Genomic DNA, 18,892 nt, shown 5'->3' with positions numbered 1-18,892 from the left:
CCGCGGACGGAACGGCGGTCGCCGGGGACGAAGTGGGGAAGGAACGGGGATCTCAGGGGGCGGAAACGTGCGTCAGGACTTCTTCCTCCTGCCTGCCGTGGCGGACGAGGCGCTCGACGCGCTCGCGGCCGCGCGCTTGGACGACCGGGCCTTCGCCGTACCCGAGGAACTCGTCGACTTCACCGGACGGGTCTTCGCCTTCACCGACCCCGACGCCGCCTTGGCAGAGCGGCTCCGCGCCGCCCCTGCAGTGGCCGACGCCTTGGCCGACCTCGCGGCCTGCTTCGCCCTCAGCCCTTCGGTACGGGACCCCGCAGCCTCGTCGGCCGTGCCGGCACCCTTGGGACGCGGCTGCGTGAGCCACACCACCGCCGCGCCCGCCGCGGCCACGGGCCACTCGATCACACCGGCCACGCCGAGCAGCCCGGCACCGGTGTACGCGGCGACCCGCCGGGCGTGGGGGGAGACGATGCCGACGGAGTCCAGGACACCGTCGACCACTCCCTTGACCCGGTCAAAGCCGGGCCTGACCTTCTCGGCACCGGGAACCTTCTCGGCGGCCGTCATCACCGTCTGCACGGGATGCGCCAGCGTGTCCTGGACAAGATGGGTCGCCTTCGTGTCGTGTGAACCACGCGTATGGGAACTGACAGTCATGGTCGCTCTCCCTCTGTAGAGCAGGTGAGGCGCGGCCAAGCGCCGTAACGGCTCTCATTTCCTCCTCACCTTGACAAGATCGTACAACTCCGGCAAGCCTGGAAATATCAACATGCCGCCGAGCGAGGTAATCGGCGGCAGACTTTTCGACGGACATCTCGACGCATCGGTATCTTCCGGGTCAGGGCGCCCGGGAACTAGCCGCCCGGCCCCGGCAGGGGTGCGGCGAACGCCGACCGACACCCGCGTGTGTCCCCGGCCGCAAGGAGGTGAGGGCATGAGTACCCGGTCCGGTCCACAGCCGAAGTCCCGAACCCGTGTCCATCACCGCCTGACCGCGGCTCCCGCGCTCGCCAGCTGACCTGTCGTATGCCGCGCCCCGCCCATCCGGCCGGGCCGGAGCGACGTGCGCAGCGACGGCGCCATGCGTACCGCAGGCGTCAGGCCCGCCCCTACCTCCCCGTGGAGGCCGCCATGCGCATCGAACTCACCTGGCCGCGCCCCGGCGCAGACGACCGCACCCTGACCCTCACGCTCCCCGACGTCCCCGTACTGCGACAGGCGAGCCGCCTGCTGACCCCCGCCGCCCTCCGCCGCGCCATCGCAACCGCAGGCCCCTTCGTCACGGCCGCCGCCCACGCCGGCGGCGCCGGTCCCACTACCCGCGCGGCCCTCCCCTACGCAGTCCGCATCGCATGCCAAGCACTCGACGGCGGTACACCTTGCAGTTCGCCGTCGCCGACATCCTCACCGGTTGGCAGCTCCTCGCCCATCGTGCGGCCGAGAATGCCTCATTGATCCGCGCCATCGTCCAGGCCCTGAGTGCCATCGCCGGCAACAACCCCCGCGAGGGCTTCTTCCTCGACCTTTCACAGATTCACCCGGCCAGTGGCTGGATATAGGTGGCGCCCTTGAGCTCAGAGGGCCCGATGAAGTGGGCGAGGATGATGGGTATGTCGCTTCGCGGGTGTCTCCCGCCGTGCCGTAGATCGTCAGGGCGCGCTCGTCGAGCACGCGACCAACGAAATCGAGGCTCACAGGCCGACCCTTTCAGGCCCCGGTGTCCTATCTCTGACCCACGGTGCAAAGTAGCCGCGGCCCTCTGCCTCTCCCCGTTGCTTCGTGCCTGGCCCCTTCGTTAGGCCGAACGAGTTGTCGACGGAGGGACGGGGACGTTCATGCGTCAGGAGTGGTCACCCGAGGACGTGGTGGCGTGCTGGACGCCGGTAGGCCCTGGCTGGGAGCTGGTCGCGAACAAGTCGGGCCCGACCCGGCTCGGGTTCGTGCTGATGCTGAAGTTCTTCGAGCTGGAGGGCCGGTTCCCCCAGTTCGTGGAGGAGTTCCCGCAGGCCGCGGTCGACTACGTGGCCAACGTGGTGAAGGTGCCGGCGGAGGACTTGGCGAAGTACGACCTGTCGTCCCGCTCCGCGAAGGGGCACCGTACGCAGATCCGCGAGGCCCTGGGGTTCCGCCCGGCGACCCGGGCGGATGAGGAACGGCTGACCGGCTGGCTCGCCGATGAGGTCTGCCCGGTGGAGCTGGTGGAGGACCGGCTGCGCGAGGCCCTGCTCGTGCAGTGCCGCAGCGACCGCGTCGAGCCCCCGGGCCGCATCGAGCGGATCGTGGCCGCCGCGCGGGCGCGGGCGGACCGGGTCTTCTGCGCGCAGACCGCCGCGCGCCTGGGCGAGGTGTGCGCCCGTCGTCTGCTCGACTTGGTGGCGGAGGGCAACGAGGAGGGGACCGCGCTGCTGGCCTCGCTTAAGCGGGACCCGGGCGCGGTGGGGCTGGACTCGCTGCTGGCGGAGATCACCAAGCTGACCGCCGTGCGGCAACTCGGTTTGCCGGAGGGGCTGTTCGCGGACTGCTCGGAGAAGCTGGTGACCGCGTGGCGGGCGCGGGCGATCAAGATGTACCCCTCGGACCTCCGGGACGCGGGCGAGGACGTGCGGACGACGCTGCTGGCCGCGCTGTGCGCGTCCCGTCAGGCGGAGATCACCGACGCCCTGGTGGAACTGCTCGTCGCCCTGGTCCACAAGATCAACGCCCGTGCCGAGCGGCGGGTGGAACGGCAGCTCACGGCGGAGCTGAAGAAGGTGCGGGGCAAGGAGGGCATCCTCTTCCGCCTCGCCGACGCGGCGGTGGACCGGCCGGAGGGGACCGTCAGGGCGGTGCTGTACCCGGTGGTCGGGGAGAAGACACTGCGTGACCTGGTCGCGGAGGCGAAGGCGAACGAGAAGGCCTTCAAGGCCAAGGTCCGCACCACGCTGCGCTCCTCGTACAGCTCGTACTACCGGCAGATGCTGCCGCCGCTGCTGAACACGCTGGGCTTCAAGTGCAACAACACCGCCTACCGGCCGGTGATGGACGCCCTCGCGCTGCTGGCCAAGTACGCCGACGTCGACGGCAAGACGCGGTTCTACGACGCCGGCGACGCGGTGCCGATGGACGGCGTTGTACGCAAGGACTGGCGCGAGGCCGTCGTCGACGACAAGGGCAAGATCGAGCGCATCCCGTACGAGCTGTGCGTCCTGGTGGCGCTGCGGGACGCGATCCGGCGCCGGGAGATCTACATCGAGGGCGGAGGCGGTGGGGCGACCCGGAGGACGATCTGCCCGGCGACTTCGAGTCGACCCGCACCGTGCACTACGCAGCGATCCGCCACCCCGAGGATCCCAAGGAGTTCGTCACCGGGCTGAAGCGGCGGATGACGGACGGCCTGGACCGGCTGTCGGCGGCGCTCACGGACGGCTCGGCAGGTGGGGTGAAGGTCACCACCCGCAAGGGCGAGCCGTGGATCACCGTGCCGAAGCTGGAACCGCTGGACGAGCCCACGGGCCTTCAGGCCCTCAAGGACGAGGTCGTACGACGGTGGGGCGTGCTCGACCTGCTGGACGTGCTGAAGGACGCCGACTTCCTCACCGGCTTCACCGACGAGTTCTCCTTGGTCGCCGCGTACGAGCGCATCGACCGCGCCACCCTTCAGCGGCGCCTGCTGCTCGCCCTGTTCGCGCTGGGCACCAACATGGGCATCCGGGCGATCGTGGCGACCGGCGAGCACGGCGAGACCGAGGCCGCGCTGCGGCACGTGCGCCGGCACTTCATCACCGTCGACAACCTCCGCGCGGCCGTCACCCGGCTGGTGAACGGCACGTTCGCCGCGCGGGATGCCGCCTGGTGGGGCGAGGGAACCTCGTGCGCGTCGGACTCGAAGAAGTTCGGGTCCTGGTCCTCGAACTTCATGACCGAGTACCACGCCCGCTACGGCGGCAACGGCGTGATGATCTACTGGCACGTCGAGAAGAAGAACGTCTGCATCTACTCCCAGCTCAAGAGCTGTTCGTCGTCCGAGGTCGCGGCGATGATCGAGGGCCTGCTGAGGCACTGCACGGACGCCGAGATCGAGTCCAACTACGTCGACACCCACGGCGCGAGCGTGGTCGGGTTCGCCTTCACCGAGCTGCTCAACTTCCGCCTGCTGCCCCGCCTGAAGAACATCGGCAGCATCCGCCTGTACCGCCCCGACGACACCCCGCCCGGCTGGCCCGCGCTCGGCGGCTCACTGACCCGGCCGATCCGCTGGGACCTGATCGAGCAGCAGTACGACCAGATGGTCAAGTACGCCACCGCGCTGCGGCTCGGGACGGCCGAGGCCGAACAGGTGCTGCGGCGCTTCACCCGCGGCGGCCCCAAGCACCCCACCTACCAGGCCCTCGAAGAACTCGGCCGCGCCGTGCGCACCACCTTCGCCTGCGACTACCTCGCCAGCCCCGACCTCCGCCGCGAGATCCACGGCGGCCTCCAGGTCGTAGAGAACTGGAACAGCGCGAACACCGTGCTGCACTACGGCAAGGACGGCGCCCTGACCGGCCCGGACAAGGAGCACGCCGAGACGTCCATGCTCGCGCTCCACCTGCTCCAGTCCGCGCTCGTCCACGTCAACACCCTGCTGCTCCAACAGGTCCTGGCCGAGCCGAAGTGGGCGAAGAAGCTCACCCCCGAGGACCGGCGCGGCCTGACCGCGCTGTTCTGGTCGAACATCAACCCGTACGGCACCTTCCGCCTGGACATGAACAAGCGGCTCGACCTCGCGCCGGCCGCCGCCGTGCCCCGCCCCCGCACCCCGGCGGACACCGCCGCCCGACCCGTCACGGAGACACGATGGCCGAGTTCCACGACTTCCAGGACATCACCGACCCCCGGATGAACGAGGCATCGTGGCGGGCCATCTGTGGCGGGCCTACGCCGCACGCGACCGCGCCGCGGTCGCCGAACACCTCGCGCACCTGGAGGACGACCAGCTGGAGTTCGCCAGGGGCGTGACCGCGAACTTCTACAACGACACTCTCCAGATGCTCCGGGATACCGGCCGCCCGTACGTCCCGGCGTCCCTCGTGCGGGAAGTCGATGCCCTGGCCCGCTTCGCGCCGACCGAGCACGAGTTCGCCGTCACCACGGCCGCCCGCCAACTGGCCCGGGGCGAGGTGACGATGCGGGAGCTGATCGACGGCGGGTCCCTGGAAGTCCGCGACCGCATCCACACCCTGACCGTCTACGCCCTCGCCCTCCTCCTCGTCTCCTTCAGCCGCAAGCGGGTCCAGCAGATGCTCGACAAGGCCGCCGACATGACTGAGGCAGTCGGCGGACAGCCGCGCCCGTACAGCGCCGGGTGACACCGTCCCGCACTCCCCGCCCTTCAAGAAACGTTCGTTTTCTGAAGATCACCGGACAGGGCCCCGCGCACCCCCGCAGGGCCTTCAAAAAACCCTTCAAAAACCAGGGTCATTCAAGAACCCCGGACCACTGTTTTCTGACATGATCCGGGGTCATGAGTGACTTCCCGGCCCCGTCCGGCCACCCCGAACTCCTCGTCGCCGAACCGCTCATAAGAACCGAGATCAAGATCGGGTACGCGCGGGTGTCGACCGGCGGGCAGAAGCTCGAACGGCAGATCGACGCCCTCACCGCCGCCGGGTGCCGCAAGATCTTCTCCGACAAGAAGTCCGGCAAGACCGACCTGCGCCCGGAGCTGAAGGCGTGCCACGCGTTCCTCGACGCCGGCGACACGTTGGTCGTCCCCTCGCTCGACCGCTACGGCCGCAGCCTCCAAGACCTCATCAACATGGTCGCCGAACTCCGCACGCGAGAGATCGGCTTCACCTCGCTGCACGAGAACCTCGACACCACCACTCCCGGCGGCCGGCTCGTCTTCCACGTCTTCGCCGCCCTGGCGGAGTTCATCCGCGAACTCATCGTCCAGGGCACCCGCGAGGGCCTGGCCGCCGCCCGCGCCCGCGGCCGGGTCGGCGGACGCCCCACCGTCGCCACCGAGGAAATCATCAAGGCTGCCCGCGACCTGCTGCCCGACCCCGGCCGTTCCATCACCTCGATCGCCAAGCTGCTGGGTGTCTCCCCGGGCACTCTCTACAACCACATCCCCGACCTGCGCGAACTTCGGGCCGGAGACGTCCCCCACCAGTTGGAGGCCAGCAAGTGACCGAGACCCCCGAGACTCAGGCCGTCCAGCCGCTGACCGTGCCGCACAACCAGGACGACGACCCCTCGATGTACAAGGACGACTTCGACTACAGCCAGCACGTGCCCATCGAGGTGCCTGTCGGTCCGTGGGACTGCCTCGACCGGGCCTGCGAGCAGACGGCTTGCTAATTCCGCCAGGTGATGCAGCACACCGTTGTCGGCGTGACTCTCGGCCGACCTGGGTAGCGCCGAGGACCCGGTGCGCATCCGCGCCGAGTCCTCGCGGGCCGACCGCGAGGACCGACTCACTCACGGCGAAGAAGTGCCAGGTGGTCCAGGGAGCAGGGCCAATCGGCCTTGGCGCACCCACACGGCCTGCGGCCAGTATGGGCGTGAGGCCCATTGTCCAAAGCTCCGCGGGCGGAGGTGGGGCCGGTGATGTACTGGGACGGCGGCTGGGCGTGGATGGCGTTCATGCCCCTGCTGTGGATCGCACTGATCGGCCTCGCGGTGTGGGCGGTGCTCCGCCTGACGCAGGGTCCGCCTGGCGGGCCTTCCCACCGAAGCCACGGCTGGGAAGGCCATGAGCAGCGAGAAACCCCGGAGGAGATCCTCGACCGCCGCTACGCATCCGGCGAAATCGACACAGACACGTATGCCGAAGCCCGCGAACGCCTCGCTAGCCACCATCCGAGGCCCCAATGACCGGGCTCCGCGGGCGCTGGCTGCCGCTTGCCGTGCTGGTCGCCGCGGTGGCCGCACTGATCGCCTCGATCATGTGGATCGGCGGCAATGGCTCCCCGTCGTGGCGTCCAGGCCCCAAGACGATGACGGGCGTGACATCCCGCGAGGGAGTGGTGCACAACCTGACTGAGGCCAGCCGCGCCGCGCAGAGCTTCGCCAACCGGTGGGGTCTGCACGTCGGGGAGATCATGCGGTTCACCAACGGCTACTACGCCCAGCTCCTCGACGCTCACGGAAAAGGCGCCACCGAGGTGCTCATCAACCCCAGCAGCGGCTTGGTCCAGCCGGAGTTTGGCCCGGCCATGATGTGGAACACCGCCTACGGCATGATGGCCGCCGGCACTCGGCCCGGCACTCCGGAGATCGGTCCCGGGCAAGCGGTACGGAACGCCGACCGCTGGCTGAGCGAACACCACACCGGTCTGCATGCGGCGGGACCCGACCAGTTCCCTGGGTACTACACCCTGCACACCCTCCGCGACGACCACCTCGTCGGCATGCTCTCGGTCAACGCGAGCACCGGTGCTGTCTGGTATCACACCTGGCACGGTCGCTTCCTGCATATGCAGCAACAACCCGGCCGCGCATAGTCCGGCCTGCGGCAGGAGGTCAGCCGGGGGAGGTGCCGACTGGTGGCCGTGTACCGCCTCGCCGTCGGGTGAACGGTGACCCTGTGACGGCGGATCAAGTCTCACCAGTCTGAGCCCTTCGTCTTGGCCGTGCCCCGCAGCCCGCGGTCGTCTACGGCCTGGGCGTCACCGAACACCTACACGGCACCGACGGGGTGCGGGCCTGGTCAACCTGGCGATCCTCCGCGGCACCGTCGGCACACACCGCAGGTCCTGGTCACCGGACGACGCTGGGCTCGCTACAACTCAGGCAGCACGACCCGGTGCGGAGGCAACCTCGCGCTCGACCCGGCCGACGTCCTCCACGTCCACGCCGACGACGCCATCCGGCACGGCGTACCGGAAGGTGCACAGATCACCGTGGAGAGCTGGCACGGTACGACCCCGGCTCATAGCCCGGACCAGCGAACTACTCGCCCCCAGCCAGGTCTTCTGCTCCTTGCCCTTCCCAGCGAGCGGAGTGAACCGCCTCGCTTCCGCCCACGCGGACACGGTCACGTCCTGCCCCGAGTACAAGGTCACGGCCGTATGCCTGGCCGGGCCGTGAGACCTCCGAGCGGCCCGCACGCCCCTACGGAATGGGAATGCCGCGTTCCCGCTCCCTTCGGCGAGGCGGCAGCCCGGGCAGTGGTGCGCACAGGTGCGGCGCCTGCTGGGCCGGCCCTGTGTGCCGGACCAGACCAGCCGCGGCGGCCACGTAGTCCCCTGCCGTGAGCAGGCCGGTCAGCCGTCCGTGCTGGTCGGTGACCGGCAGCGCGTCCAGGTGTTCCTCCGTCATCACGGCCGCCGCACTGGGCGTCGATTCCTCGGGATGGACCGTGACCGTACGCCGACCGTGCACGAGGTCGCACACCCTCCGGCGGGACAGCGCCACCGCGGGTTCCGCGCAGGCGACAGCGAGCTCGGCGCGGTCCAGCACACCGGCGCAGCAGCCGTCCTGGCGGACCACCGGCAGATGACGTTGCCCGGACCGCTCGACCAGTTCCCAGGCCGTCAGCAGCGTCTCGTCCTCACTGATCGAGTACGGCGTCCCGTTCATCAGGGCGGCCACGCAAAGCCTCTCATCCACGGCTGCCTCCTCCCACTGAGCGCCGGCCGAGCCGGGACCCGAGTGCCCTTGGCCTTCGGAGTTTCTGCTCGTCACGCTCGCCCGGACCGCGGAGCACGTCTTGAGCCGGTGAGGCCAACGTGAGGGGCCATGGGACCCTCATCGCCCAGTGGGCACAAACGGGATCCGGTCTCCTGGTGAGCACAGAGGCCATACCGGGCGTACGGCAGGCCCCGGCGCCCGCCGTGAGCCAGGGCCACACGGCCCGGCGCGATGCCCGGTCAGCCCCTGTGCGGCCTGGACCCGACGCCGGACGCTGAACGCGGGACCGTCTGGAGGGAGAGTAAGCGATGACCGGCGTCCAGGAAGTCCCCGTGCATGCCCTGCTGGCCGACGGAACGACCGTGCGCATACGGCGGGCGGGTCCGGCCGACCATGGAGAAGTGCAACGGCTGTACGAGGAGATGGCACCGCAGAACCTGCGGCTCAGGTTCTTCTCCGTCAGCCCGGTCTCCGCCCGGCAGGCCGCCGACCGGGTGGCCGGAGGTGAACGCCCCGGCTACCGCGCGCTGGCCGCCGAGTACGAGGGGCGGCTCGTGGGGCTGGCCGAGTACGAAGTCCTGCCGGGCAGCAGCACCGCGGAGATCTCGGTCGCCGTGGCCGATGGCTGGCATCACCGCGGCGTCGCCACTCTCCTGCTGGAACACCTCGCGGACGCCGCGCGTACGGCGGGCGTCACCGCGTTCAGCGCCGACGCCCTGGCCGAGAACCACGACGTCCTCAAGGTCTTCCACGATCTGGGGCTGCGCGTCACCCGCCGCTTCGACGAGCCCGAGGTACACTGCACGGTCGAACTCGCCGAGGACGAGACCTACTTGAGCGCCGTCGAGTCGCGCGGCCGGCTGGCCGACATCGCCAGTCTGCGGCCGCTGCTACGCCCCGGAACCGTCGCGGTGATCGGCGCGGGCCGCCGACCCGGGTCGGTCGGGCGCGCGATCCTGCGCAACATCCACAACGGTTCTTACACCGGGCGGCTGTATGCCGTGCACCCCGAGGCCGCCGCGATCGCCGGGGTGCACGCCTGGCGGTCCGTCGCCGACCTGCCACACGTACCGGACCTGGCCGTGATCGCCGTACCGGCCACAGCCGTCCCCGAAGTGGCCGAGGAGTGCGGGCGAGCTGGTGTGCACGCCCTGCTCGTGGTCTCCGCGGGCCTGGATGCCCAGCAATCCCGGGTACTGCTGGACGCGTGCCGGCGTCATGGCATGCGGCTGGTCGGCCCGAACTGCCTGGGCCTGGCCAACACCGAGGACGACGCCCACCTGGACGCCACCTTCGCCGCTCGGCACCCAGGGCCGGGCACCGCCGGGGTCGCCGTACAGTCGGGCGGCGTCGGCATCGCGCTGCTGGACGGGCTGGCCCGGCTCGGCATCGGCGTGTCGACGTTCGTCTCGCTCGGCGACAAGTACGACGTCAGCGGCAACGACATGCTCCAGTGGTGGGAGAGCGACGGGCGCACCGACCTGGCGCTGCTGCACCTGGAGTCCTTCGGCAACCCCCGCGCCTTCTCGCGCACCGCCCGCCGGGTGGCCCGGACGATGCCGGTGCTGACGGTGGACGCGGGCCGGTCCGAGGCCGGACGGCGGGCCGCAGCCTCGCACACCGCGGCGGCCGCCACTCCGACCATGACCCGGCAGGCCCTGTTCACCCAGGCCGGCATCACCGCCACCCGGACCATCGGCGAACTCCTCGACACGGCCGCCCTGTTGCATGCCCAGCCGCTGCCCCCGGGTGGGAAGGTCGCCGTCGTCAGCAACGCGGGCGGGGCGGGCGTCCTGGCCGCTGACGCCTGCGTGGACGCCGGACTCGTCGTCCCACCGCTTCCCGCCGGCCTGGCGGACGAACTCCCCGCCCTGTTGCCCGGCGGCGCCACAGCGGCCAACCCCGTGGACGTCACACCGGCCGTGACAGAGGAACAACTGCGGGCGAGCGTCAGCCTGCTGGCCCGGCACGGCGCCGTTGACGCGGTCTTGGTGAGCCTGGTCCCCACAGCGGTCGCGGCGGCCACCGGCGAGGACCTGGTGCGCGCCCTGACGTCGACGGCGGGGCCGCTGACCCGCCCGGTCGCCGCGGTGCTGCCCGCCCAGGCTGCCCGCGTCGAGCTACTGTCGACCGCCGGCGGAGGCGCCGTACCCGCCTACTCCGACGCCGAGGACGCCGCCCGCGCCCTGGCCCACGCGGCAGCCCGCGCCGGCTGGCTCGCCCGACTTCCCGGCGCCGTACCGGAGCTGACGGACGTGGATACCGGACGCGCGAAGAGTCTGACCGCCGCCTTCCTGGACGGGAACCCGGAGGGAGGCTGGCCCGACCCGCAGGCGACGGCTGCGCTCCTGGGCTGCTACGGCATCCCGCAGATCCCCTGGGAATGGGCCTGGGACGAGGACGAGGCGGTCGCCGCGGCCGGGCGGCTCGCCGGACCGGACGGACGCATCGTCATGAAGGCGTACTGGCCGGGTCTGCTGCACAAGAGCGAGCAGCACGCCCTTCACCTCGATCTTCAGAACGCTTCCCAGGTCAGGGCCGCCCACCGCGACCTGGTCACCCGGTTCGGTGACCGGATGACCGGAGTGGTGGTGCAACCGCTGGCCGAACGCGGCACCGAACTGTTCGCCGGAGTCGTCCAGGACGAGGTCTTCGGGCCGCTGGTGGTGTTCGGACTCGGCGGTACGGCGACCGAACTGCTCGCCGACCACGCGGCCCGGCTCGCCCCGCTCACCGACCTCGACGTGCACGACCTTCTGACGTCGCCCCACTGCTCCCCGCTGCTGTTCGGCTACGCCGGCAGCCCCACCGCCGACCTCGGCGGACTGGAGCAACTGCTGCACCGCCTGTCCCGGATGGCCTCCGACCTGCCCGAACTGGCGGAGGCCGACCTCAACCCGGTCCTGGCCGGGCCTCACGGCGTCACCACGCTCGACGCCCGCGTCCGGCTCGTGCCACGCCACCCTCACGATCCCTACCTGCGCAGGCTGCGCTGACGGGCGCCACCGCGGAAGGAGGCCAGCCATGAACCCCACCAAGGTCGGTGCAGTCATGACCGACGACGTCGTCACGGCCCGCTACGGCACCCCGTTCAAGGAGGTCGTACGCCTCCTCCGCCAGCACCGCATCAGCGGGCTGCCGGTGATCGACGAGGACGACAAGATCATCGGGGTGATCTCCGAGACCGACCTGATGCGGCGCCAGGCACGCCCACCGGAGCCCGGCGGTCACCTCGCCGCCTGGGTACGTGGCCTGAGCCGCGATGCCCGCCAGAGCGCCGCCCGCAGCCGGGCGCGTACAGCGGGCGGGCTGATGTCGGCGCCCGCTGTGACGGTCCCCGCGGAGGCGGCCCTGTCCGAGGCAGCCCGGCTGATGACGCGGCACGGCATCGAACGGCTGCCAGTGGTCGACGAGGAGGACCGCCTCGTCGGCATCGTCACGCGTCGCGACCTGCTGCAGGTCTTCCTGCGCTCCGACGACGAGATCCGGCGGGCCGTGCAACGTGAGGTGTTCACCAATGCCCTGCGGCTCAGCCCGGATGTCGTCGACGTCGCCGTGTACGACGGAGTGGTCACGCTCACCGGACAGCTGGAGCACCGCGACGACGTCACCGCAGCGGTCGGTCTGACGCACCGCATGGACGGTGTCGTCGACGTCGTGGACCACCTCACCTACGGCTTCGACGACAGGCACGCACAGACGACACGACCGACCGTGCACGGCGCGGCCGAAGGCCGACCGCGACGAACGTGAGGGTCTCGATGCCACCGGGCGTCACAAGGGCAGGCCCGCCGGTTGCGGCGCCACAGGTCGGCAAGGCCCTGGAAGAGACCGCCGCCGAGGACCCGGGCGTGGTCGCTCTCGACCAGGATCGTACTGCCGGTGACCGTGCCCACCCCGCCGAGAAAGGTGAGCAGGGCGGGCCGGGGCCGTGCGGGCGGCCGGGGCGAGTGCATCGAGCGGTGGGTCATGACGGCGGACTCCTCACGTCGCTCTCCAGCTGCCGGGGTACCGAGTTCGAACCGGTGGATACGGTGGATACGGTCGGGGTGGCCGGTCCAAGTGTGGGCGAGTGCAGGACGACGGTCAGGTCGGTGTGGTCCCACAGCTGGAGAAGCCGACCCCGGATCGAGGTCGCGCTCCGCCAGGAGTGTGCCAGGCGGAAAGGGCCGGTCCAGCGCCCGCTCGCGCAGCCGGTCCAGCACCGCCCGGCCGACGCCCTCTTTGCGTCGGGAGGCCTGCGCGGCTTCTTGCGAGCGGTGCGGACCCGGCGGCGCAGCCGCCCGTCGGGCTCGGGGCCGAAGGGCTCCCGGCCGGGCCCGAGTGACCTGTGGTGCCTGGCGCCGACGACGCCCACGCTGGGAGTAGAAGCCACGAAGGGAGCCGGTGCGATGACTTCCACCACCATGAGCGCGGCTCTTGAGCGCGTGCACCGCGAACGGCTGATGCGTCTCGCCCGTGAGGTCCCCTTCGATGCCGGGGTCCGCCTGTTCGAGGAGGGCGGGGCGCGCCGACCGGTTCTGGATCGTGCGCACTGGCACCGTCGCCCTCAACCTGCACGTACCGGGCCGTCGGCCCGCCGTCATCGAGACCCTCGGGCATGGCGAACTGATTGGCTGGTCCTGGCACTTTCCGCCGTACCTCTGGCACCTGGGCGCCGTGGCGACGAGGCCGGTACGGGCGTGGGTGTTCGACGCCGAGACCGTGCGGGTGATATGCGCCGAGGACCCCGAGTTCGGCCGGGCGATCGCGGTCTGGGTCGGGAGCGTGGTGGCTCAGCGGCTGCACGCCACCCGAATCCGGCTGCTCGACCTCTACGCCCCCTACGGCAGCGGCGGTCTGATCTGACCGCCCGAACTTGAGAGGAGGAGGACATGGACAGCAGTCCGCACCGGGTGAGTGACGTGATGACGCGCGCCGTCGTCGCCGTGGGCCGCGAGGCCCTGTTCAAGGACATCGTGGAGCGGATGGAGCAGTGGCAGGTCAGTGCCCTGCCCGTGCTGGAGGGCGACGGCCGGGTGGTGGGTGTGGTGTCCGAGGCCGACCTGCTGCCCAAGGAGGAATTCCGGGGGAGCGATCCGGACCGGTTCACCCAGCGGCGGAGGCTGTCCGATGTCGCCAAGGCGGGAGGCGTGTGCGCCAAGGAACTGATGAGCACCCCGGCCGTCACCGTCCATGCCGACGCCACCCTCGCCGAGGCGGCGCGCATCATGGCGCTGCGGCACGTCAAGCGACTGCCTGTCGTGAACAGCGAGGGTGTGCTCGACGGCGTGGTCAGCCGGGGGGACCTCCTGAAGGTGTTCCTGCGCCCGGACAACGACCTCGCCGACGAGATCCGGCGCGATGTCGTCGACCCGCTCTTCCCAGCCCCGGTCGAGCCCATCCACATCATGGTCACCGACGGCATCGCGACGCTGACCGGACAAGTACGGGACGCCGCCCGGATTCCTCTCGCCGCGCGCCTGGTCCGCGGAGTCGAGGGGGTGGTGGATGTGGACTGCCGACTCATCGCGGCCGGCGCGGAGTGAAACTCCAAGGGACATGCACCAGCCATGGAGGTAGTCTCGGCCTCCGCCCAGGTCTCCCCACCGTGGCCCGATCCGCCTCCACTCCTCGTCCCATCCGGCCATGCGCCGCTGGATGAGTCCGAAGCGGACCACCCACCGTCGGCTCACCTGCTCCGGGGCCAATCGGCCCGGTCAGCGGGGCCGAGAGCACCTCCCCGGCGGCCCTCTCCCGTCCGACGCTGGAACCGTACGCAGACCGCCGTACAGCCCGAGATGTGCCGCCATGGTCCGTTATGTGTACGACTTCCAGGACGGCGACCGGAACATGGCCGACCTGCTCGGCGGCAAGGGCGCCAACCTGGCCGAGATGACCCGGCTCGGCCTGCCAGTGCCGCCCGGGTTCACCGTCACCACCGAGGCCTGCCGGGCCTTCCTCGCCACCGGTGAGGAGCCGGAGGGCCTGTCGGCGGAGATCTCCCGGCACCTGACGGCGCTGGAGACGACCACCGGGAGGCGGCTGGGGCAGCCAGACGATCCGCTGCTGGTCTCCGTTCGCTCCGGGGCGCGGTTCTCCATGCCCGGCATGATGGAGACCGTCCTCGGCATCGGCCTGAACGACGCCTCCGTGCTCGGCCTGGCCAGGGTGTCCGGTGCGGAGCGTTTCGCCTGGGATTCCTACCGCCGGCTTCTCCAGATGTTCGGCAGCACGGTGATGGGTGTCGACCCGGCCCTGTTCGACGAGGCTCTGACGCTGTTCAAGGAGGCCCGCGAGGCTCCTGACGACGTCCACCTCGACGCCTCCGACCTCACCTGGCTGGTGGAGACGTACAAGCAGCTGATCCGCGACGAGACCGGCCGCGCCTTCCCGCAGTCCCCCGCACAGCAGCTTCAGGAGGCGGTCCTCGCCGTGTTCCGGTCCTGGAACGCCGGGCGGGCCCGCGTGTACCGGCGGCGCGAGCACATCCCCGACGATCTCGGTACCGCGGTCACCGTGCAGCGCATGGTGTTCGGCAACCTCGGCCCCGACTCCGGCAGCGGCGTCGCCTTCACCCGCGACCCGGCCACCGGACAGCCCGGCCTGTACGGCGACTACCTGCCGAACGCCCAGGGCGAGGACGTCGTCGCCGGCATCCGTGACACCGTGCCCCTCTCCGCGCTGGAGCGGCTGGACCCGCGCTCCTACCGGCAGCTGCGGGACCACGCGCAGACGCTGGAGCGGCACTACCGCGACCTGTGCGACATCGAGTTCACCATCGAGCGCGGCACGCTGTGGATGCTGCAGACCCGGATCGGCAAACGCACCGCCGAAGCCGCCTTCGCCATCGCCGCGGAACTGGCCAGCGAGGGGCTCGTCACGGCCGACGAGGGCCTGAACCGGGTGCACGGTGAACAATTCGGCCGACTGATGTTCCCCCGCTTCGACACCGACAAGGCCGGCGCGGCGCTCGCCCACGGCGTACCCGCCTCCCCTGGCGCCGCAGCCGGTGCGGCCGTCTTCGACTCCGCGGAGGCGGTACGGCGAGCCGCGGCCGGTGACCAGGTGGTGCTCGTACGCGAGGAGAGCACACCCGACGATCTGCCCGGCATGGTCGTCGCCCAGGCGGTGCTGACCAGCAGGGGCGGCAAGACGAGCCACGCGGCCGTCGTAGCGCGTGGGATGGGCCGCGTCTGCGTGTGCGGCGCTCAGGACGTCGCCGTCAACACCGAGGCCCGGCGACTGACCACCCTCGACGGCACGGTCGTCGAGGAGGGCACCGTCCTCTCGGTGGACGGCTCCACCGGTGCCGTGTACGCGGGCGCGGTTCCGCTCGTCGCCTCCGCCACGATGCGGTATCTGGAGTCCGGTGAGCAGGCGGACAGTGTGGTTGCGGCGGTCGCCCGTGCCCTGGAACACGCCGATGCGGTAAGGAGGTTGGAGGTGCGGGCCAATGCCGACACGCCGGAGGACGCGGCGCGGGCCCGGCGGTTCGGGGCGCAGGGCATCGGGCTGTGCCGCACCGAGCACATGTTCCTCGGCGAGCGGCGCAAGCTGGTCGAGGAGATGATCCTGACCCGAACCGCCACCGGACGAGAGCAGGCGCTGGCGGCTCTTCTGCCGCTCCAGCGACGGGACTTCGCTGCCATCCTGGAGGCGATGGACGGCCTGCCGGTCACCATCAGGCTGCTCGACCCACCGCTGCACGAGTTCCTGCCCGACCGCACCGAACTCGCCGTCCGCGTCGCCTCCGACAGGGCCGCGGGTGGTCAACCGGACACTCACGACGTGGAGTTGCTGGAGGCTGTGAACCGGATGCACGAGGCGAACCCGATGCTGGGGCTGCGGGGCGTGCGGCTCGGGCTGGTGGTGCCGGGCCTCATCGCCATGCAGGTCCGGGCCGTCGCCGAAGCCGTGGTCGAGCGCACGCGGGCCGGGGGCTCCCCGCGGGCGGAGATCATGGCGCCGCTCGTCGGAGCCGTCGAGGAACTGCGGCTCACCCGTGAGCAGGTGGAGCAGGTGCTGGCCGAGGTCGGGGCGGAGACCGGTATGCCGTCCACTGTCCCGCCGGCACGATGATCGAGCTGCCACGGGCCGCGCTCACGGCCGGCCGGATCGCCGAGGAGGCGGAGTTCTTCTCCTTCGGCACCAACGACCTCACCCAGACCACCTGGGGCTTCTCACGCGACGACGTGGAGGCCGCGTTCTTCTCGGCGTACCTCGACAAGGGCGTCTTCGCCGCCTCACCGTTCGAGACACTCGACCGCGAGGGTGTGGGCCGACTCGTCCGGATCGCCGTCGAGGAGGGCCGCGCCGTCCGGCCCGGCCTGGAGACCGGCGTCTACGGCGAGCACGGCGGCGACCCGGAGTCGATCCACTTCTTCCACACCGCCGGACTGGACTACGTCTCCTGCTCCCCGTTCCGGATCCCGGTAGCCCGACTGGAGGCAGGCAGGGCCGCACTGGGCGGGATCGACACGGGCGACAGCAGGTGAGCGCGCCCAGGGACGACTGGCTTGTTCCCGAGGACCGAACGGCACTGGTGAGGGGTGGGGCCATGGAAAACAGTGGAGTCAGAAAGCCGCGCAGGCACAGAGAAGCCAGCCATGATCTGTCCCCCCGATCCACCGCACCACCGCGTCGACCTCGACCGGACCGAGGCACTGCGCCTACTCGGCAGCGTGCCCCTGGGCCGGATCGTCTTCACCCGGCAGGCGCTGCCCGCCGTCCGCCCGGTCAACCACGTCCTGGACGACGGTGACATCGTGATCCGTACACACGAGGGCGCGGCTCTGACCTCACAGGCCTGTGAGGCCGACAGCACCGGTGTGGTCGTCGCCTACGCGGCCGACGCCATCGACCCGGACACGCGTCTCGGCTGGACCGTGGTGGTCACCGGTTACGCCTGCCTGGTCACCGACCCCGCCGAACTGGCGCGCATACGCAGCATGGTGAATCCCTGGGTGCCACAGCAAGGCATGGACCACGCGGTCCGCATCCGTCCCGAACTGGTCATGGGCGTACTGCTCACGGAGACTGCTTGAGCGGCATACGAGAAATGGCCGGGGCGGTGCGAGTACCACGACACTCGCCCCGCCCCGGCCGCCGTCAGACCGTGATCCGGCGTCCGTCACCGTGCAAGGTTCGACGCGCACCCGCACATCAATGTGCCGCGTGCGCAACCGGACGCTGGCCCCCGCCCCCAGCGGGGCCACCTGCGACTGGTCACCGGGAGTGGGGGCTTCCGCCGCTGCAGGCCGCGGGGCTGAGGAAGGTCTTCGGCATGCACACACGACTTCACACACCATCTGCTGGGCCCCATGGCTCTTCCCGGGCGGGACGTCGGGCCGTACGGCCCTCCGTCGAGGTCCCGTCGGCCCCTGTGGCAGTGAGGCCGCAAAGGGCAGCGTCAGAGGCGTCGCCGCATACGAGGAGGTGCCGCCCGATGGACGCGAAGAAGCGGCTGTGGCGTTGGCGGAGCAATCCGCTGCGGCGCCGCGAGGACCTCGTGGAGGCCTGGATCATCCTGGCGATCTGGGTCATGGCCGTGGTCGGCGGGGCCGTCACCGGAGTGCTGACGGCGCGTGCCGCCGGGGAGGTGTTCGCGCAGCAGCGCGCACACCAGCATGCTGTCCGTGCGGTGCTGCTCGCCGACGCGCCGCATGGTGCGTCGGCGGCCTGGACGACGGACGGCCTGGTCCCGGCGCAGGTGCGCTGGACCGCACCGGACGGCACCTCCCGCACCGGCAGCACCCTGGTCGACAGCGGACTGCGAGTCGGCTCCCGTGTGGCGGCCTGGCAGGACGACCACGGCAGGCTCGCCCTTTCGAAGCCCACGGACCCCGCCGAGGGCGCGGTGGAGGCCGCTCTCTTCGGCGCCGCGGCCGGCTTGGCCGTCGCCGCCCCGGTGTACGGGGCGGGAGCACTCGGGCGGGTCTGGCTCGACCGGCGGCGCCTGGCCCGCTGGGACCGGGAGTGGGACCTGGTCGAGCCCCGCTGGGGCCACCGGACCGGCTGATGCGGGCCGAGGCCGATCCGCCCGTCCGCGTGGCTCGGCCGCCGGGCGGCTCCCCGCCCGGCCGAGCTCCGCGGGTTCAATCCCGAAGGCGGCTCCGAGAGACGCCAGGCCAGATAGCCGCCGACCTGGGATCTTCTGTTGCTCGGAGCATGGCGCGTCACACCGTCGGGTTCACTGCCGACAACTGCCGTGCGTTCATCGTCACCCGGGGAGCCGAGATGTGTCTGCCCGTCGGCGGACGTCGTGGAACGTCAGCCGTCCGGCGGGCAGAAGGGACGGACGGCAGTCATGCGGCCA

The 18,892-nt window shown here is 70.9% G+C and carries 15 protein-coding genes and 2 pseudogenes; 15 read left to right on the top strand and 2 right to left on the bottom strand.

All coding sequences use genetic code 11. The features are described from left to right. Window positions 1-72: 72 nt before the first annotated feature. On the bottom strand, window positions 73-657 hold the full coding sequence (locus LE548_RS38615) for a hypothetical protein (RefSeq protein WP_225101723.1): 585 nt from the start codon (window positions 655-657) through the stop codon (window positions 73-75). Window positions 658-1,379: 722 nt separating this feature from the next. On the opposite strand from LE548_RS38615, the gene LE548_RS38610 reads away from it, so the two are divergent. The 8 genes from LE548_RS38610 (at window position 1,380) to LE548_RS38575 (ending at window position 7,466) form a co-directional block, all read left to right on the top strand. Next, the gene (locus LE548_RS38610) at window positions 1,380-1,559 is read left to right on the top strand and encodes a hypothetical protein (RefSeq protein WP_225101722.1); all 180 of its coding nucleotides are present in this window, start codon (window positions 1,380-1,382) and stop codon (window positions 1,557-1,559) included. A gap of 276 nt (window positions 1,560-1,835) precedes the next feature. Continuing rightward, window positions 1,836-3,353 (top strand): DUF4158 domain-containing protein, encoded by a 1,518-nt coding sequence (locus tag LE548_RS38605; protein WP_225101721.1) that lies wholly within the window; start codon window positions 1,836-1,838, stop codon window positions 3,351-3,353. Beyond that, window positions 3,296-4,861 carry a transposase gene (locus tag LE548_RS38600; RefSeq protein ID WP_225101720.1) on the top strand — a complete coding sequence of 522 codons (1,566 nt, stop codon included), beginning with the start codon at window positions 3,296-3,298 and terminating at the stop codon, window positions 4,859-4,861. Before LE548_RS38605 ends, LE548_RS38600 begins: the two co-directional genes overlap by 58 nt. A gap of 10 nt (window positions 4,862-4,871) precedes the next feature. Continuing rightward, window positions 4,872-5,327, top strand: coding sequence for a hypothetical protein (locus tag LE548_RS38595; protein WP_225101719.1), 456 nt, complete (start codon window positions 4,872-4,874; stop codon window positions 5,325-5,327). Window positions 5,328-5,482: 155 nt separating this feature from the next. Then, a complete protein-coding gene (locus LE548_RS38590) occupies window positions 5,483-6,151 on the top strand; it encodes a recombinase family protein (protein WP_225101718.1) in 669 nt (222 codons plus the stop codon). Then, the gene (locus tag LE548_RS38585) at window positions 6,148-6,321 is read left to right on the top strand and encodes a hypothetical protein (protein WP_225101717.1); all 174 of its coding nucleotides are present in this window, start codon (window positions 6,148-6,150) and stop codon (window positions 6,319-6,321) included. Before LE548_RS38590 ends, LE548_RS38585 begins: the two co-directional genes overlap by 4 nt. Window positions 6,322-6,567: 246 nt before the next feature. Continuing rightward, on the top strand, window positions 6,568-6,837 hold the full coding sequence (locus LE548_RS38580; protein WP_225101716.1) for an SHOCT domain-containing protein: 270 nt from the start codon (window positions 6,568-6,570) through the stop codon (window positions 6,835-6,837). A gap of 47 nt (window positions 6,838-6,884) precedes the next feature. Beyond that, complete coding sequence (locus tag LE548_RS38575; protein WP_225101715.1) at window positions 6,885-7,466, top strand: hypothetical protein; 582 nt, start codon at window positions 6,885-6,887, stop codon at window positions 7,464-7,466. Between the two features lie 610 nt (window positions 7,467-8,076). Here the strand turns inward: LE548_RS38575 and LE548_RS38570 are convergent. Next, window positions 8,077-8,574, bottom strand: coding sequence for an HPP family protein (locus LE548_RS38570; protein ID WP_225101714.1), 498 nt, complete (start codon window positions 8,572-8,574; stop codon window positions 8,077-8,079). Between the two features lie 329 nt (window positions 8,575-8,903). On the opposite strand from LE548_RS38570, the gene LE548_RS38565 reads away from it, so the two are divergent. The 7 genes and pseudogenes from LE548_RS38565 (at window position 8,904) to LE548_RS38535 (ending at window position 18,595) form a co-directional block, all read left to right on the top strand. Continuing rightward, complete coding sequence (locus LE548_RS38565; RefSeq protein WP_225101713.1) at window positions 8,904-11,591, top strand: bifunctional GNAT family N-acetyltransferase/acetate--CoA ligase family protein; 2,688 nt, start codon at window positions 8,904-8,906, stop codon at window positions 11,589-11,591. A gap of 28 nt (window positions 11,592-11,619) precedes the next feature. After that, window positions 11,620-12,348, top strand: coding sequence for a CBS domain-containing protein (locus LE548_RS38560; RefSeq protein WP_225101712.1), 729 nt, complete (start codon window positions 11,620-11,622; stop codon window positions 12,346-12,348). A gap of 638 nt (window positions 12,349-12,986) precedes the next feature. Next, a pseudogene (locus LE548_RS38555) lies at window positions 12,987-13,443 on the top strand (cyclic nucleotide-binding domain-containing protein). A gap of 26 nt (window positions 13,444-13,469) precedes the next feature. Then, window positions 13,470-14,123 (top strand): CBS domain-containing protein, encoded by a 654-nt coding sequence (locus LE548_RS38550; RefSeq protein WP_225101711.1) that lies wholly within the window; start codon window positions 13,470-13,472, stop codon window positions 14,121-14,123. A gap of 262 nt (window positions 14,124-14,385) precedes the next feature. After that, window positions 14,386-17,072, top strand: a pseudogene (ppdK, locus tag LE548_RS38545) (pyruvate, phosphate dikinase). Between the two features lie 111 nt (window positions 17,073-17,183). Beyond that, the gene (locus tag LE548_RS38540; protein WP_225101710.1) at window positions 17,184-17,621 is read left to right on the top strand and encodes a pyridoxamine 5'-phosphate oxidase family protein; all 438 of its coding nucleotides are present in this window, start codon (window positions 17,184-17,186) and stop codon (window positions 17,619-17,621) included. Between the two features lie 401 nt (window positions 17,622-18,022). Further along, complete coding sequence (locus LE548_RS38535; protein WP_225101709.1) at window positions 18,023-18,595, top strand: hypothetical protein; 573 nt, start codon at window positions 18,023-18,025, stop codon at window positions 18,593-18,595. The last annotated feature ends 297 nt before the right edge of the window (window positions 18,596-18,892 follow it).

The sequence above is a fragment of the Streptomyces sp. CoH27 genome, assembly GCF_020181035.1.
Classification (GTDB): domain Bacteria; phylum Actinomycetota; class Actinomycetes; order Streptomycetales; family Streptomycetaceae; genus Streptomyces; species Streptomyces camelliae.
Note: the sequence above shows the minus strand (reverse complement) of the source record. Positions and strands in the feature narration are given on the sequence as shown.